Origin of the sequence: Arcicella rosea, assembly GCF_014204325.1 — a bacterium.
Lineage (GTDB): Bacteria > Bacteroidota > Bacteroidia > Cytophagales > Spirosomataceae > Arcicella > Arcicella rosea_A.
Genome location: NZ_JACHKT010000006.1, coordinates 124,542 through 141,021 on the forward strand (window position 1 = coordinate 124,542; position 16,480 = coordinate 141,021).

General features: G+C 34.9%; 11 protein-coding genes and 1 pseudogene. 1 reads left to right on the top strand and 11 read right to left on the bottom strand.

The window, feature by feature from the left end:
• Positions 1-35: 35 nt before the first annotated feature.
• The 3 genes from HNP25_RS05945 to HNP25_RS05955 are packed head-to-tail and all read right to left on the bottom strand — an operon-like array spanning position 36 to position 5,975.
• Complete coding sequence (locus HNP25_RS05945) at positions 36-938, bottom strand: metallophosphoesterase family protein (RefSeq protein ID WP_184131803.1); 903 nt, start codon at positions 936-938, stop codon at positions 36-38.
• Positions 939-942: 4 nt separating this feature from the next.
• A complete protein-coding gene (locus tag HNP25_RS05950) occupies positions 943-2,724 on the bottom strand; it encodes a RagB/SusD family nutrient uptake outer membrane protein (protein ID WP_184131806.1) in 1,782 nt (593 codons plus the stop codon).
• Between the two features lie 17 nt (positions 2,725-2,741).
• Positions 2,742-5,975 (bottom strand): SusC/RagA family TonB-linked outer membrane protein, encoded by a 3,234-nt coding sequence (locus HNP25_RS05955; protein WP_221432416.1) that lies wholly within the window; start codon positions 5,973-5,975, stop codon positions 2,742-2,744.
• Positions 5,976-6,282: 307 nt separating this feature from the next.
• Between HNP25_RS05955 and HNP25_RS05960 the strand changes: the two genes are divergently transcribed.
• Positions 6,283-6,855, top strand: a complete 573-nt coding sequence (locus HNP25_RS05960; protein ID WP_184131809.1) for a helix-turn-helix domain-containing protein — start codon at positions 6,283-6,285, stop codon at positions 6,853-6,855.
• Here HNP25_RS05960 and HNP25_RS05965 read toward each other — a convergent pair whose 3' ends face one another.
• From HNP25_RS05965 to HNP25_RS06000, 8 genes and pseudogenes are all read right to left on the bottom strand, one after another.
• On the bottom strand, positions 6,856-8,085 hold the full coding sequence (locus HNP25_RS05965; protein WP_184131811.1) for an MFS transporter: 1,230 nt from the start codon (positions 8,083-8,085) through the stop codon (positions 6,856-6,858).
• A gap of 12 nt (positions 8,086-8,097) precedes the next feature.
• Positions 8,098-9,189, bottom strand: coding sequence for a zinc-binding dehydrogenase (locus HNP25_RS05970; RefSeq protein ID WP_184131814.1), 1,092 nt, complete (start codon positions 9,187-9,189; stop codon positions 8,098-8,100).
• A gap of 312 nt (positions 9,190-9,501) precedes the next feature.
• Positions 9,502-10,653, bottom strand: coding sequence for a TIGR03364 family FAD-dependent oxidoreductase (locus HNP25_RS05975; RefSeq protein WP_184131817.1), 1,152 nt, complete (start codon positions 10,651-10,653; stop codon positions 9,502-9,504).
• Between the two features lie 31 nt (positions 10,654-10,684).
• The gene (locus tag HNP25_RS05980; protein WP_184131820.1) at positions 10,685-11,395 is read right to left on the bottom strand and encodes an HAD family hydrolase; all 711 of its coding nucleotides are present in this window, start codon (positions 11,393-11,395) and stop codon (positions 10,685-10,687) included.
• An 88-nt stretch (positions 11,396-11,483) separates the two neighbouring features.
• Positions 11,484-12,377, bottom strand: a complete 894-nt coding sequence (locus HNP25_RS05985) for an alkaline phosphatase family protein (protein ID WP_184131823.1) — start codon at positions 12,375-12,377, stop codon at positions 11,484-11,486.
• A gap of 664 nt (positions 12,378-13,041) precedes the next feature.
• Positions 13,042-14,418, bottom strand: a complete 1,377-nt coding sequence (locus HNP25_RS05990; protein ID WP_184131826.1) for a replication initiation protein — start codon at positions 14,416-14,418, stop codon at positions 13,042-13,044.
• A 576-nt stretch (positions 14,419-14,994) separates the two neighbouring features.
• A complete protein-coding gene (locus HNP25_RS05995) occupies positions 14,995-15,903 on the bottom strand; it encodes a ParB N-terminal domain-containing protein (protein WP_184131829.1) in 909 nt (302 codons plus the stop codon).
• Between the two features lie 19 nt (positions 15,904-15,922).
• Positions 15,923-16,417, bottom strand: a pseudogene (locus HNP25_RS06000) (ParA family protein); the annotation flags it as partial.
• Between the last annotated feature and the right edge of the window lie 63 nt (positions 16,418-16,480).

The window sequence follows — 16,480 nt, forward strand, 5'->3', positions numbered from 1 at the left end:
TTGAGGCATTGGAAAAATTAGTCCAATACCCAATTTTAATAATGATGCTCGTGATAATGGTTCTCTAAAGTACCATCTTCATATAGCTTCAGAATTGCATAGCCTGGGGCTGTTTCTTGGTAATAATAAGGTTTGGCAGAATGTTCATCGCCTTTTTCCCACCAAAATCCACTCATCGCTCCATTACAGAAATATTGAACGCCATTAAAAACATTGCTGTCAAGTAAATGCTGGTGTCCTGATAAACAGACCTTTACTTTTTCTTTATGTTTATAGAAAAGCTTTCTCAAAATTACATTGTCGCTGTGCGTGCCACCTGCCCATGCTCCTGTTACCGAAAGAATAGGAAAATGCGACATTAGTAAAGCAAAATGACCAGTAGGTACTGCTTCTAAGCCTTTTTCGAGCCATGCCATTTGCTCTGGATCTAACGAAACACCTTTGTTATTACCGTCTAAAATAAAGAAATGCCAGTTTTTCTTTGAAAAGCTGTAATAGCGATGTGGCATTCCCAAGCGTTTGGCAGCATAATTTACTCCATACATTTCATCTTCTTTGGATGGAGCATGCCACCAAGGGTCATGATTGCCAACACAGCTATGCAACTCGTATTTATCAATTACTTTGATACTTTCGTCCCATGCACTCCATTGATCGAGCATTTTTTCACGAGTAACGTCGCTATAATCTGCCGCAAAAATAGAGTCACCACTATTGAGGAAAAAATCTACTTTATGTGTCATTACTTCCTTCAAGCATTTCTGAAAACGCTCAGGAGCATTATCTCTACGACGAATATGAACGTCTGTAATATGACCAATCGTCAATATTGGTTTAGCTTTGGAACGCAAACTTTGATTTGCCTGTGCCTCTTTAGTAGTAGCCCCAATAGTTGTTGCTGCCAAAGAGCTACTAACAAGAAAATCTCTTCTTTTCATTATTTTACCAACCTGCTGGTTGAGTTAAGTTTTTGTTTAAAATAATCTGTTGTTGTGGAATCGGGAAATAGTAGTATTTACTTTCGTTAAAATCACGAGGTTGATTTTTGTCTTTCGTGAAAACGATATTTCCATAAGTACCATTACTCAAATAAAAACTTCCATCAGAAAGGTAATATTTTACAATTTTACTTTTAATATCTGCTGGTAAAGTTGCCAAAGGTTCTTCTTTACCTGGAGCTTCCAAAATAGCAATATCTTCTTTTCCATCACCAGTTACATCTATTCCTCCTAATTGTTTTACATACATTCCATTAGAAGCCTTAGCCAATAACTTTCCTACTTTCCAACGATATATATCATCAAAACGGAATCCTTCGCAAGCCAATTCAACTCTTCTTTCACGTCTGATTTCTAAAATAACCCCTTTGTTACTGCCACTTACATTAGGATATTTATTGGCCAAATATGAGTCGGGATTAGCGTTGGCATTGCTCAGATTCAAGTCTGGCATTCCAACTCTTTTACGAAGAAGGTTTACTGTTCTATCCAAATCTCCTTGAGTTAGCTGTCCTAATTCTGCTTTTGCCTCTGCATAAACTAATAATGGTTCAGCTAAACGGAAAATAGGAAGGTCTGTATAATTTAGTCCAAATCCACCACGCAAAGCTGGGTCACGTGGATAGAATTTTACTTGCAAATATCCACCGAAACTTGGCTTAGGTAAGTAAGGATTTGTTCCGGGAACAGTTGTAAACCCTGGAGGCATAATAGTTTCAGATAATCTAGGGTCACGATTGGCAAAAGATTCTACAAAACCCAATTTATCGTAATTGCTTTTTGAAGTAAATGTTGTTCCATCATTGTTTAAGAAATCGTTTGCTAAATCTTGGCTCAAAGCCCATTGCCAGTCTAATACAACGTGCGTATTATTAGTAATTCCCTCTTCTTTGCTATTCTTTCTGAGCATAATAACCTCTTTATTAGCCGATAGGTTGTTACTTGAAAAAAGGGTTCTAAAATCTACTGCACTATTTCCTGTGTTAGTCAATGAAAAGCCACCTTTTTCCATCACCTCTTGGGCTGCACTTGCAGCACGAGTAAGGAATCTTGTTGAAGTACTTTTCAAATTTAATTCATCATGATACAAACGATAAGTACCTTCGTGTAAAGAAGTACGAGCCAATAATGTCAAGGCAGCCCATTTTGTAACCATGGTATTGTTGGTTCTTGATGGTAAAATATTGGCAGAAGCATATTCTAAATCGTTCATGATTGAATCTACCACTACAGTACGAGGGTCTTTAGCCTTATAGAGCTGTTCCTCATCATTTGAAGCAAGCATTGCTGAGTACCAAGGCACATCGCCATATCTTTTTACCATGTCGTAGTAAACCATTGCTCTAAAGAATCTCCCAACGCCAATATAGTGTTTGATGAGTGACGGATCGCCAGAAGCCCTTCCTGCACGAGTAAGGAAAAAATTGATACGACGTACAGTACCCCAAGAGTTCCAACCTCCTACCGTAGCAGGGTTTAGTGAGCCACGAACTAAGTTTTCAGTATCACTCCCTCCCGTATGAACTGAAAGATTATCTGAATAAATATCGTCCCAACGTGGGCCAATCGAGCCATAAAAACCATTGGTATAGGTTTCTAAATCGGCAACATTTGCAAAAAAAGTATCCTCTGTAATAGCCGTTTGTGGCTTACGGTCGAGGAAATCGTCTTTACAAGCTACGCATAAAGACAATAAAAAGAGTAAAGAAATTTTAAGATTTTTCATTATCGAAAGTGCTAAAATTAGAAGTTTAGATTTAATCCAAAAGCATAAGTACGCTGAAAAGGATACACTGCGTTACCGGCACTACCACTACCTAATGCTTCAGGGTCAAATTTCACTTTGGTATAAGATATTTCGAAAATATTTTCTGTGCTTACAAACAACCTTACTTTATCAATCTTAGCCTTTTTCAATATTGAAGCTGGTAGCGTGTAACCAAGTGTAATATTTTTGACTCTCATATAAGCAGCATTTTGCATATACTTTTTGTTAGGCAATGACAATTGTTCTCCAGAGTTCTCTGCTGTATAAGCACGAATGGCAGGGAAATATGCGTTTGGATTTTCAGGTGTCCAATGATCTAAGTTTTGTACCGTAACGTTTGTCCAAGGTTGGGCAAATACTCCCCAGAAATACACGTTAGAAGCATCTGGATACCAGTCACGCTTACCTACTCCTTGCATAAATACACGTAGGTCAAAACCTTTCCAAGAAGCACCCATATCCATCCCAAAAGTATATCTTGGGCGACTATTACCAATTTTATACAAATCGCCTGGGTCATTTACAGTTCTTAGCCCCTTGTTTACAATGCCATCACCATTTCTATCGGCAAAAATTGGATCACCCACAAAGAATTGGTACGATTGCTCGGCTGCTCCCATCGCTTTCTGGTCAGGGCTATTTTTGAGTTGTTCTTGGTTTTGGAAATACCCAATAATATCAGCTCCCCAAATCTCGCCTATTTCTTGTCCTTCGTAATATTGATTCAATAATTTACTTGGGTTATCAAAACGTGTGATATAACTGCGGCTATCGGCTAAGTTAAACGCTAAATTATACTGGAACGGCGATTTCCCTAAGTTGAATTGATCTCTCCAACCAAGACGGAACTCCCAACCTGTCGTTTTTAAGTCTCCTGCATTCTCTCTAGGTACATTTGTTCCAAAAACGGCTGGCAACGTCTTTCCCGGAATAAGCATATCATTAGTATAACGAGTAAACTTATCAAAATTCACTTGCAGACGATTACTCATAAAAGCTAAATCCACACCAAGGTTGACAGTCGCAATATTTTCCCAAGAAAAATTACCAGAAACAGCACCAGGAGCATTTACAGTCTGAGGGCGAGTTGTGCCTAAAATTTGTGAAACTTGAGACGATGCCATACTTGGAATATAATCATATTCACCCACTGAAGCTTGGTTACCCAATATTCCATAAGAACCTCTTAGTTTCAACAAATTAATAAAGTTATTTGAATTGATACTACGAATAAATTCTTCGTCTGATACAACCCATCCAGCAGATACAGACGGGAAGAAACCCCATCTTTTACCTTCTGGGAAACGAGATGTTCCGTCATATCGACCATTCAATTCTAACAAATACTTATCCTTGTAATCATAGCCCAAACGGTAGAATAAGCCTCTTACAGCCCAATCATTTATAGACTCTGAAGAACTCATTGTTCCTGTACTTAAACCAATTGAAGGTAACGTAGTAGATATAATGTTATTTCTACTAATATTAGATGTAATACTTTTTCTATACTCTTGGTTGAAACCAGCCAATGCTTGAATAGAATGCTTTCCGAATGATTTATGCAAATCACCATAGATATTGAATACTGTATAATCAGTATTTCCATTAGTATTCTGAGCCCAGCTTGTGGTTGAACCTGTATTCAAAATAGGGTTATTAGGGCCTGTTCTGTAAGGAATAGGTATATCAAACGATCGGACTAAGCTGGCTCCACGTCTGAAAGTAGCCTCTCCTTTGATGTCGAAAATCCCTTTTATTACCGTTGCTTTAGCGCCAAAACTACTTTGTAATTCAGTGATTGATGACCTTGAACGTCCTCCATCTTGTAATCTCCCTAATAATCCTGCTCCTGCACTCGTCCAAGAACCATCAGGATTTCGTGGAACATCCAAAGAGTTTGTTCTATTTACATTCCAGAAGAAATTGCCATCAATAAACACAGGAGAATCATAATTCGTAAACGAAAGCTGAGTATTATTGGTAAATGATAGCCATTTTGTTACGTTCAAATCTACTTTACCACGGATATTATACCTTTTGTAAACATCATTTCCATACTTCAAAAGACCGTCTTGTTGATAATAATCGGCTGAAAAGTAGTAGCTTAAACTCTCTGCTCTTTTTGAAATAGCAATATTTGAGTTATAAGTTGGAGCTGATTGTTGGTAGGCTTCTTGAATCCAGTTAGTATTGCCATAATAAGCCCAGTTGGCTGGAGTAGTTGGGTCGATAATTACCGAAGGTAGTGATAAATCTTCTGAACGCTTTTTCGCATATACTCTTAAAGCATCTGGATATAAGTTATAAAGAGGTACTGCCGATTGATGCTTATTGATCATTACCTGATAAGGGTCAGTAACCAATTCAGGCATTTTTCCGATTGTTCTAAATCCTACATTTGAATTTACGGTAACATTCATTTTATTGCCTTGTGGGGTCTTGGTTGTAATTAGCACTACACCAAATGCAGCTCTTGCACCATAAATAGCTGCCGAAGAGGCATCTTTCAAAACCGTAACGCTCTCAATATCATTGAAGTTAATTCTTGAAACCTCAGCTACCGTAAATGGTACGTTATCTACCAGAACAAGTGGGTCTCCACCATTGATACTTGTAATACCTCTGATATTAAAACTTGGAGCTGAACTTGGGCGACCACTTGGGTTAGCGATGTTCAAGTTGGGAATAAGTCCCTGTAAACCAGAGGCTACGTTATTGATGGGACGATTTTCAAGTTGTCTTGAACTGATGGCATCAACTGAACCCGTTAGATTTATTTTCTTTTGAGCACCGAAACCGACTACGATAACTTCATCAATATTTTTATCTTCCGACAACAATCTCACTGTAATATTCGACTGTCTTCCAATCTCAATAATTTGTGATTGGTAGCCGATGTAAGATACTATCAGCTTTGAATTTTCCGGAACTGATAAAGTAAAGTATCCACCAGCATCCGAAACTGTTCCTACCATACTTCCATCTACTTTGATATTTGCACCTGCTAATGGTTTATCATTTTCATCCAAGACTCTACCTCGAAGGCTTTTATCTTTGAAAATAGCAGATGACATTTTGTTTCCCAAAGGAGAGCCAATAGCCACAATCGGGCAATAGCATAGGAAAAACGTTACAGCTAATAAGCTGGACAACGTAATCAATCGCCATTTTGTTGGGCGAAGATTATTAATCCGGGTAAAAGTGTTCATAACTCAGACCGATATTTTAAAAGTTAAAAAGAGATAAATTGAATATGAAAGAATTTGCACCTGCAGGGCGAATAAACTTAACAAGCTAGTTTATGAAAATTAAACATCACCGCTAAAATTATCAGTACAAACTTAATAAACTTTTGTTTAATATATGTAAACTTTTTATAAAATAATTTATGTTATATATATAAAAAATATAATTGAAGCAAAGAAAGGGGTATCTATAAAACTGGAAGCATCCTTATAAAAGATTTTTAGCTTAATTTTTTGAGATAAATGAGCAAAAATCGGTAATATTGTACTTATGGAAGCATTATTTATTTTAGAGGTTGGCCGCCGCATAAAACAACAAAGGCTTGATAAAAGAATGACATTACAGGAGTTAGCAGACAAATCAGGAGTCAGTAAAGGCTTAGTTTCCCAAATAGAAAATGGGCGAACAATTCCCTCTCTCTCTGTAATGTTTGGTATTATTCAATCACTCGAAATTGAAGTAAGCGAGTTTTTTCAAGGGCTTGGTCTTCTTGAACCAACAATTTTAGTTAACCGCAAATCTGACTATACTACTTTTGAGAAAGAAGATGCTATAGGTTTTAGTTACAAGCGTATTATGATGCGTAATCTTCCTTCAAGTACAATAGATTTTGTTCTTTTAGAGCTTAGTAGCGACTCTTACCGTGAAGAAGTCACTACTGATGCTTATGAGTTTGTTTATGTCATAAAAGGTCAAACAGAATATAGAATAAATGATCAATCTCTTTTACTTAAAGAAGGAGATTCAATGTTTTTCGATGGTAGATTACCTCATCTACCGAGGAATATTTCAGACACTACATGCCAGCTTTTTGTAATTTATTTCTTTGCTCAAAGTAGCTAATCATATACTTTTTTGTGATCTTAAAGAAATAATTAAAGAGGAAAGTAAACACATCAAAGCTATTAGTAAAAAAATATGAGCTGTATTACCGGTAATATCTATCAGTTTTCCAAGAATGGGCTCCCCAAGGGCAGCAAATAAATAGCCAGTCATATTCATCAATCCAATTCCAGTACCTGTTCGTTCACTTCCAAGCATCTCTGGGCATAAAGTCCAAAAGTTACTCTGAGGTCCATAGACAAAAAAACCAGCAAACAACATCATTAATCCTTGTAGCATTAAGTTATTTATTGGAGCCACATAAATAACTAATGCTACAAGCATACTCATCAGCATTCCAAAGCGAATAGATGCGATTCTGTTTCCTCTGAATATTGTGTCTGAAAGTACACCAAATGAAAATGCTCCAATAGACATTCCGACAGGTAACAAAAAAGTCATCCATAACGATTGCTGATTCTGTTTCCAATTATTTCCTAAATAGTGTACTGGCACCCAAAAAATAAACCCATATCTTGCCATACTTTCAAATGCAAATGAAAGCATAACAATTAAAAAACCCTTATTTCTAAAAATGTCTTTATAACGGTCAAGCCATTTATCTTCCTGTGAATGTTTTACAAAGTTATCTTCTAAATCAAGGAACCCTAGCTCTGAAGGTTTGTCTCTAGCAAAAATTAAAAATAAGGTAGCTGTTACAAATAAAAGTAATACTGGCAAGCGGAAAAGTATTCTCCATTCAAGATCTTCTTGTAAAATAAAAATAGAAATAAGATAAGTAACCACCGACGAAACTCCTGCCGCCATTGTATAAAAGCTAAATGCTTTGCCTTTTTCATCGTTACTCCACCAATTTGAAATCAGTTTACCACCTGGAGCCCAAGCCATTGACTGAAAAAAACCATTTAAAGCCCATAAGACAAAAACCCATTCTATCGAATTAGCAAAACTAATAGCCACATTGGCAGCGATTGACAAATAAGCTCCCAAAGGCATCATAATTCTTGCACTATAACGATCTGCAAGATTACCACTTACAAGCTGTCCAATAGCGTAACCCAACAACATCGAAAAACTAATCCAGCCAATGGTTGTAAAAGGAACTTTAAAATGTTCTGCCATTCCATGCGCAGCCCAACCAAAGTTGTGTCGACCAGTATAAAAAAACAAATAGCAAACCATTGTTAATATCAACATTTTCCATTGCTGTTTGCGAAATAAATTGGGCATATTTTTGTTCTTTTAGTTGTTTAAACGAATACCTACTCTCAAGGGTTTGTGATCGACAGCATATTCAAATGCTTTTTGTCCCTGAGCTAAGGAAAACTCTTTACCAATTATTTTTTCAAAGGGAAAATGTAAGTAATTACGTTCCATAAAATCAACAGCATAAACAAGATCTTCATAATTATAGTTATGCAACCCCTTAATAGTAATTAGTTTTCTTACGATTTGCTCTGCATTAATCTTCAAATTACGTGAATGGAAAACGGCACCAATCCAAATTGCTATCCCTCCTACTCCTAGTGCTACTAGACCAGCCTCCATAGCTTCAGCGGCCCCACTCATATCAAACACAACATCTATATTATTTGAATATTTGTTAAGTAATGCTGAATCTCCTTCAAGATTTCCTTGTTGAAACATGTATGTTTCATCAGCACCAAAATCTAAGGATTGATTTAATCTTTCTGCATTTATATCTGCAGTAAATATTTTTGCTGCTCCTGCATCCTTACACATGGCTACACACACAATACCGAGCAAACCTAATCCTGTAATTAGCACTCGCTTTGATTTTAAATCACCAGCAAGTCGCAAAGCCCCAGCAACAGTTGCTACAGAACAATTAATCGTTGCCGCAACGCTCAAAGGTATATTTGAAGGAACTTTTATAATAGCTGTGTTTCTCTTTAAGATACAATAATCCGCTAATCCTCCATGAAAGGCATCATTATCAGTAACTTGGGCATGACCATACTTAAACAATCCAGACGATTTTTGGGGCATTCCTCTCTGTGCCTCCATTGAAAGGGGATCTGACGAAAAAATACTCCAAGTAACTCTATCTCCTTTTTGTAATAAATTACCAATATAATCATGATTAGAATGTTCCGTCCCTATTTCTATGACTTCACCTACAATTTCATGCCCAAGTACACTTGGTGTCTTTTCATGCCTTAGTCCACAAAAGGTGTGAAGATCGCTCCCACAAATAGTTGTATATAAATTCTTCACCAGAATTTCCTCAGATCCTATTGGAGGAAGCTCTCTTTCGATAAGCTTCATTTTCTCATTAGCTCCATTAAATACTAAAATTTTACCTGAACGCATTTCTAATTAGTAAATAAAAAATTGAATATAATACAAATATAGTAACCCAATAGTTTATAAATACTAAACTATTGTTTATTTTTACATTAAATTAATAATAATTTAATGTATCGTTTGAATAAAAAAGAATGTGATGTGTAAACTCATAGCTTTTAGGAAGCTAATTACGATAGAGCTACTAATTAAGAAGAAAATGATATAATAAGCGTAGAACTGAAAATGTAAATTGAAGGCGAATATGTGTTGTCTTTTTATAAAAAACCAAAGAGTAAAACCCATTAATTCGCCTATTATTTACTTCGTTTTTTAAAATTACCCAAATATTTCTTTAACTCTTTTTTGTGCAAATCCTGGAGAAGTCGTCATGCCTTTTCCTCCAATACCTGTAGCAATGAAGATTTTTTTATCTATATCATGTTCGTATATTCCCCCATCTTTTGTTTGGGAATAATAACCTGCCCAGTATTGTTGTATTTCCCACGTTGGTAAATCTATCATTCGTTGTGCTTCTTTGAGAATCAAGTCATTGATAGTCATGTTAATACTAAAATCTAAATCGGCGGCTTGTTGTACAGAAGCGTATTCGTGCGAATCACCGATAATGATGCTCCCATCAATAGCCTGTTTGAAAAGAATATGAATACCCCATTTTTGGTATTCCTCCAAAGATTCGGGTAGCTTAATGGTTGGATAAGAAGCACAAGATTTGAAACTGTCGTATCGACGAATACTTAATCCCGAAAGTATATTGCCACGAAGCTCTACTTCTGGCATTGGAACAGTGGACATCATATTGAGCTTACAAATACTTAAATCGCTATTTTCAAACAGTTCGGGATATAATGCTTTAAAATCTCGCCCGTTACAAATGGCTACTTTTTCGGCAAAAAACTTTTCTCCCTTAGCACTAACAACCTCACAAATCCCTTGATTTACAGCACAATCTATTACAGTTGTGTTGTTGAGATACTCCATTCCATATTCTTGTATCAGTAAGTTACGAACTCGGTTTACCATTAAACGAGGCTCTACCGAAAATTCTTGAGGAAAAAATAAACCGCCTTTGCAATAAGAATTTTTTAAGGATGGTATTTTCTCAATACAAACTGTTGATGTTAGTAAATGGGCTTGGTAATCTCTTTCCTGAAAAAGTTGTTTAGCTTCTTCCAACAATTGTAATTCGTCATCATCAGAGGCTAGGTAATACGAACCATTTGGACGAGCCGAAATATCTGTACGTTGTTGAATATGTCCATAAATATCTAAAGAAGTACGGCCATATTCAAACCAAGTATCAAGGGCTTGCCCAGAAGGAACTACTTGTCCAAAATTACGAACGGTAGCCTCTATAGGTGCTGCGTCTTTTTCAAGCATCAAGACTTTTTTGCCTGCTTTCAAAGCATGAAAAGCATGGAATGTTCCGAGATTACCCGCTCCAACAACAATTAAATCATATTTTGTCATGACGTATAAATAGTTAAATAAGTTCTGAGGTTTAGTTCAAATATTTTTTAATAGCCGCAATATTAGGCAATAAGCCATGATTCTGATAAGGACTCAACTGAGCTTCTGAGTGCGTACCGTTGGTTACGCCAAACGAATACTTTACATCTGCTTTTATACCAGATAATAAATCAGAAGGAGTATCGCCAATATTAATAACTTGTTTGGGGTCAGTAATGCCAAATATTTGCATCGCATACTGAATCATATCAGGTTCTGGACGACCATTTTTTACTACATCAGGGGTAATAGAAGCATCAATTAAGCTATTCCCATTAGTAATATATTGGTCATTAAGTCCTTCCAACCAACCTAATTTTCCCAATATTATATCGGCTACTTTTCGATAAAAGCCTGTTGTTAGGGCAATATTGATTTTTTTTTCTCGAAGAATAGAAAAAATTTCTAAACACCCCTCTGTTGGATAAACAGGGTTTTCGAGGTAATGATTTTCAAGGATTTCGCAGAATGTCTGATACGATTCATCTACTTTGCACTGTATCTCAACAGGGTCGGTTAATTGTTCCGACCAAAGAAGCTCAAATACGTATCTTTTGGAATAGCCTTGTAAAGCTAATACTCTTTCAGGACTTACTGTTAGCCCTGTTTGAGAGGCTGCTTTTATAAAACAAATTTCTACTTCATGTTGGTCTTGGACGGTTGTACCAGCCATATCAAACACTACTAGTTTTATTGCACTCATAATTATGGAATTGATTTAGTTTTTAATAATCTATCATGATTTTGATAGACATGAACTTGTTTTAATATATTAACTGCTTTGGGATGTTTTATTTAAAAGCATCTACGACGGGTTTACCAATCCATACTTGCGGTTGCTTTAATTTAAAAAGTTTTGCAATGGTTGCTGCAGTGTCGAATGTCATTACACTTTCAGTCACTTCATGATTAGTTTTGATACCTGGACCAGCAATAATCCATGGTATTTGCATTTCCTGCATCGAAATAGACCCATGATTTTTGTTGATACCACCATGGTCGGCAGTAAAGATTATCACCGTTTTCTCGGCAATACCAGCATCTTTGATACTCTGGATAATTGTTCCTAAATAGGTATCTATTGTTTCTACCGATTGATAATATGCTGGCGTATTATGACCGATAGAATGCCCTACGTGGTCAACTTCATTAAAGTGAACAAACAAGAAATTAGGTTTTTTCTCTTTGATATAACTTACAGCTGCCGATGCAGTAGCACTATCTCCATCACAATTTTGATCTTTATCAACTGCTTGTTTTGGAAACAAAAATCCTATTCCGTCCCATTCATATATTACACCGATTTCGCTTGATGGTTTGCCTTTTCGCAATAAACTATACACATTTGGAAACATCCCGTATTCATCTAATACCCGTGCTGGCAAATCTGGTTTTTGGCTACCCCAAGTAGTATAACCATGCAATTCTGGGCCAACACCCATTACCATTGAAGCCCAATTGGGAGCACTCGACGAAGGCAAAACCGAACGTGCTTGCATAGTCCAAGTACCTTTACTCATCAACTTCCTTAAATTGGGTACACGAGTATTCTTGAATGCGTAAGCTCCCAAGCCATCTACTCCAATCAATATAACGTGTTCAATTTTACTTTGAGAAAAAGTAGTTTGAGATAAAACAATAAATAAGAATATTTGAAAGATTTTTTTTGTCAATTGTTTTAACATAATACCTAAACTTTTATGAACCTAAAAAATGACTATCACATTAATTATTTTTAACATGATGACATTCATTGTGCAAATATATTAAACTTTTGTTTAGTATTAATGAATATTTGTCAATATTTTCAAGCTAGCAATATGTTGTCATTTACCTATGCCTAAGTACTAAGGATAAATTAATTGAGAATATAAACCTATAAGGATTTGAAGTTAAATCTCTTATTATTAGTTAATTATATAAATCCTTATAGGTTTAATTAAAAACTTCTGAATACTTATCTACTCTTAATTAATATTTAGTTTAACTTTTCACTTTTATTTTATAGAGATATTATGAAAGAAAACTCCTGTATCTCCAATCTATTTTGACTAGTATAAGCATCTTTTATTCTGTACTTGCAATATATTATTTAAGTCTGGGTACTCATTAACAAACTTCAGTATATTCCCCAGTTTCGCTTAGAGGAGCTTTCTGGTTCTGAAATTCTTTTTTTTAGGTTTGCAGATAATCTCTGAATTTACCGCCAAAGTTTGGTAGAGCTTGATGAATAGTTACCTTTATTTAATTTAAAAGCGTTTGATATGATTCTAACGCCATATTAATCAGATATAAATTGATTAAAGTGTTCATTTTTCTAGGATGTTGAATAATGAGCATAAAAAACCTCTACCCTATCCACCCTAATGTTCTAAGTTCTTGTTTGAGGCTATTCTCTTGTCTCACAAATGGTTCATCAAGCTCCTTAAATATGGTTGGATACAGTTCTCTTACTTTTGTGTTTAATACCGCAATAAATGAAGCCCTAGCTAAATTAGCTTCAAGACTAAGTTGCTTATTATATTCTGCTCCAAAAGTTAATCCTTCTATGATTTTTTCCTGAATATCTGGGTTTTTGATAAAAAAATCTTTCACTAATCTATTTTGATTTTCATAGTAATCAATTCTCAAACTTTCTAGTTCTTTCTCTTTTCTCTTAATTATTACTTTTATGTTTTCTTGTTGCTTCGTATCAGTTTTTGGAATTTTCGTTTCTTGCTTTTGAGGAATAAAAAGAACGTCTTGAAGCATCAATTTTTGTAAATAACCCATTGGATTTTTAATAACTCTTCCCTCCTTTTGATACTTCTTGAGAGTTTCTATTCTTTCTATAACATATTTAGGTGGATATTTTTCTAACCACTCATTCACCGTTTTAATATTAACCCCTTGAAAATGTTCTATCAAACTATGTATTTCTTTTGATGTTATCTCTTCTTGTTCTTGTTGATTAGTAACAGGCACTATTTCCTCTACTGTTTCAGGAAGCTTCCTTTCATCAACAACTGTTTTATTGGATAGTATATAAAAAACAATGGAATGGACAGCTTTTCCTCGTTTATCTTCTTCAAAAGTGAATTTAATATCGGTGTAATTCTCTAAATCTTCTTGTGCTTTTAGAATAACCCTTTGTTTGAAATTGGCATACAACGGATACTTGTCTGCCACAGCCAATGTATCCTTCAGTTCTGTAAGAGTAAATGTTCGTTTCCCAATACGTTCATATTGCTTTAATAATTCGTAAATACGTACAGAGAAAGAGCTTTGTAACTGTAAAATATTACGAACATCGTACATCAAGAATTGCGTTTGCAACTGCAAAAGAAAAGGTTTCATTTTGGGATGAAAAGAAATATCTATATAACTCCCCTGACTTTTACTGGTGAAGCTATCTAAACCCACAGCAATATGCGTCAAAAACTCTTTTTCTCCTTCATCTGTATCCCTTACGATTTTAATTTCCTTTTTCATTAACTTAACTGCGCCGCCTTTCAATAAATTGTAGGCTTGTTTATCGGTCGTTAAGTTAAAGTCTTCTATTACATCTTTTAAATAAATCCTATATTCTTTAAAATCTTCATCATTAGGTAAGATAAGGGTTAGCATTTTAGTGAAAACACGCATTTCCCAAATATCAAATCGATATTTGCCTTCTACAAGGTTGTTAGATTTTCTTACCAATTTAACTGATTGTGATCCATCTTTGCTGTTATCCTTTTTTTTCATGCGCAATATTAAATTATATCCTGTAAATATACCTAAATCTGTTATAGTTAACCCTAAAAAGGTTATAGAAAACCCTAAATCTGTTATAGTTATTCCCTAAAAAAGTTATAGAAAACCCTAAACTTGTTATAATAAACCCTAAATCTGTTATAATAAAAGCTGTAATCCATTGATTTTAAAGTAGTTACAAAGCCTGAAAATACATAAAAAACATAAAAGAAAAAGTAAAATACTCAAAACAGCAGCTTGCTGATTTTTTTATTTTTTTGTATAACTTTTAGTATTCATTTAGTGAAATATCCTATTTTATAATATTTGCTTATCATCTTTTAGAGCTCTCAAAACTTAATAGCCCTAAATTTGGTATAATTGTCAATAAAAATCAATCAATTAGTTTCTTCCCTATTTTTGTTATAGATAAATAGCTCGCCAACCCTAAATTTGTTATAGGATAGCTTTCAAAGGGTGTTTCTAAGCGTAATATTTACCCTAAATTTGTTATAATAAGCCATTTTTTTGACTAATTGATAACTAAAAGTATTGGAATAACATAAGAATAAACCATCCCTAAATTTGTTATAATAACTTTTTAAGTGCCTCCGAGGCTTTGATTAATTCATCGCAAAGAGTAGGATTAGGGTTTATTGATAATTTATCAACGATTCCTTGAATCTTTTTCTTAATTATTGTCAGTTCATCAATATCATCTGAGTTGCTTGGTGAATCCACTTGACCTTGTTCTCCTAAAAGATTAGATACTTCTTCTAATGATGCAATAGATTTTTGATTTACATTGTCAAGTTTGGCAAGTTGTTGAATTGAAGATTTCTTAGCTTTTACTTTTCCTGATAAAATATCTTTTTTGAGACTAGGAGCCAGTAGGTCGATACCTTCTGCAAATTCAGCATCTCTTTTTATCGTCTTTTCACTAACGTTATATTGCTTAGCAAGTTTAAGGGAAGTAGCTTCTTTTTTGACTTCTGGAGCATAAGGGACATTTTGACCTTTATGCTCTTCACGAGAATATTTACCCTTTTCGAGCTTCTCTGTATTATATCGAATACCTCTTAAATAAGAAGCCTGTTCAGGAATTAAATTTCTTCTACCTAATTGATTATCAATCATATATTCCTTTGCGTCTTTTAATGAGTCAAAAGAAATAAGGTGGATTTTAAAATTGATTTGATGCTTTTGGCAAATTCCGTAACGGTTGTGTCCATCTACCAAAACATAGACAGTTGCGTTATCTGAAGTAGTATTATCAATAATATTTTTGGTAGTTTCCCAAACCATTAAAGCTTCTCTACAGCCTTCAGCTAAAATATTTTTTTCTAGTTGTGAATATTCTTCTTCTTGGAGCGGTGGAATAAGGTCACGAAGTTCGTCAACGATATAAATCTGTTGTTTGATTGCTTCATGATTTAAAAGACTTTGATCTTTAATGATTGTGGCCGTTCCAAGACTGCCCATATATTTTTTTGCCATGATAGTATTCTAAGAAGTTTTATGCGTTTGAACAAAATTCTTTTGCCAAATTCATATAATCTACTGCCCCATTTGAGTTTTGATCATAATCAAAGATGTTGACTTGTGAAATCTGAGATTCCTTTACCGAAACATTATTTCTAATCTCCGTTTTGTATATTCTGAAGTTACTTAGCGTTTTATACACATACTCAATCATGTCTCTGTGTACTTTTAAACGCTTATCTACCATTGTTAATACAATCCCTTCCACTACAAGCTCTGGATTAATTCGTTCACGTACTTGTGATATTCGTTCAAACAAATTGTTAATTCCTTTCATCGCAGAAACCTCTGGCTGTAAAGTAACCAGACAACCGTTTGAAGCAACCAAAGCAGAGTTTGTAAAGATATTTAAGGCTGGTGGGCAGTCAATTAAGATATAATCGTATTTATCTCTGAGGGGATTCAATTTGTTTTTAAGTTGATTGACTCCTCCTACTGCTTGAACAAGTTCTAAATCAGCAAAAGCTAATTCTAAATCACTCTTTTAGGTCTTAGGAAATCTTAATACTAGTTTGGGGTTGATACGTCAGGA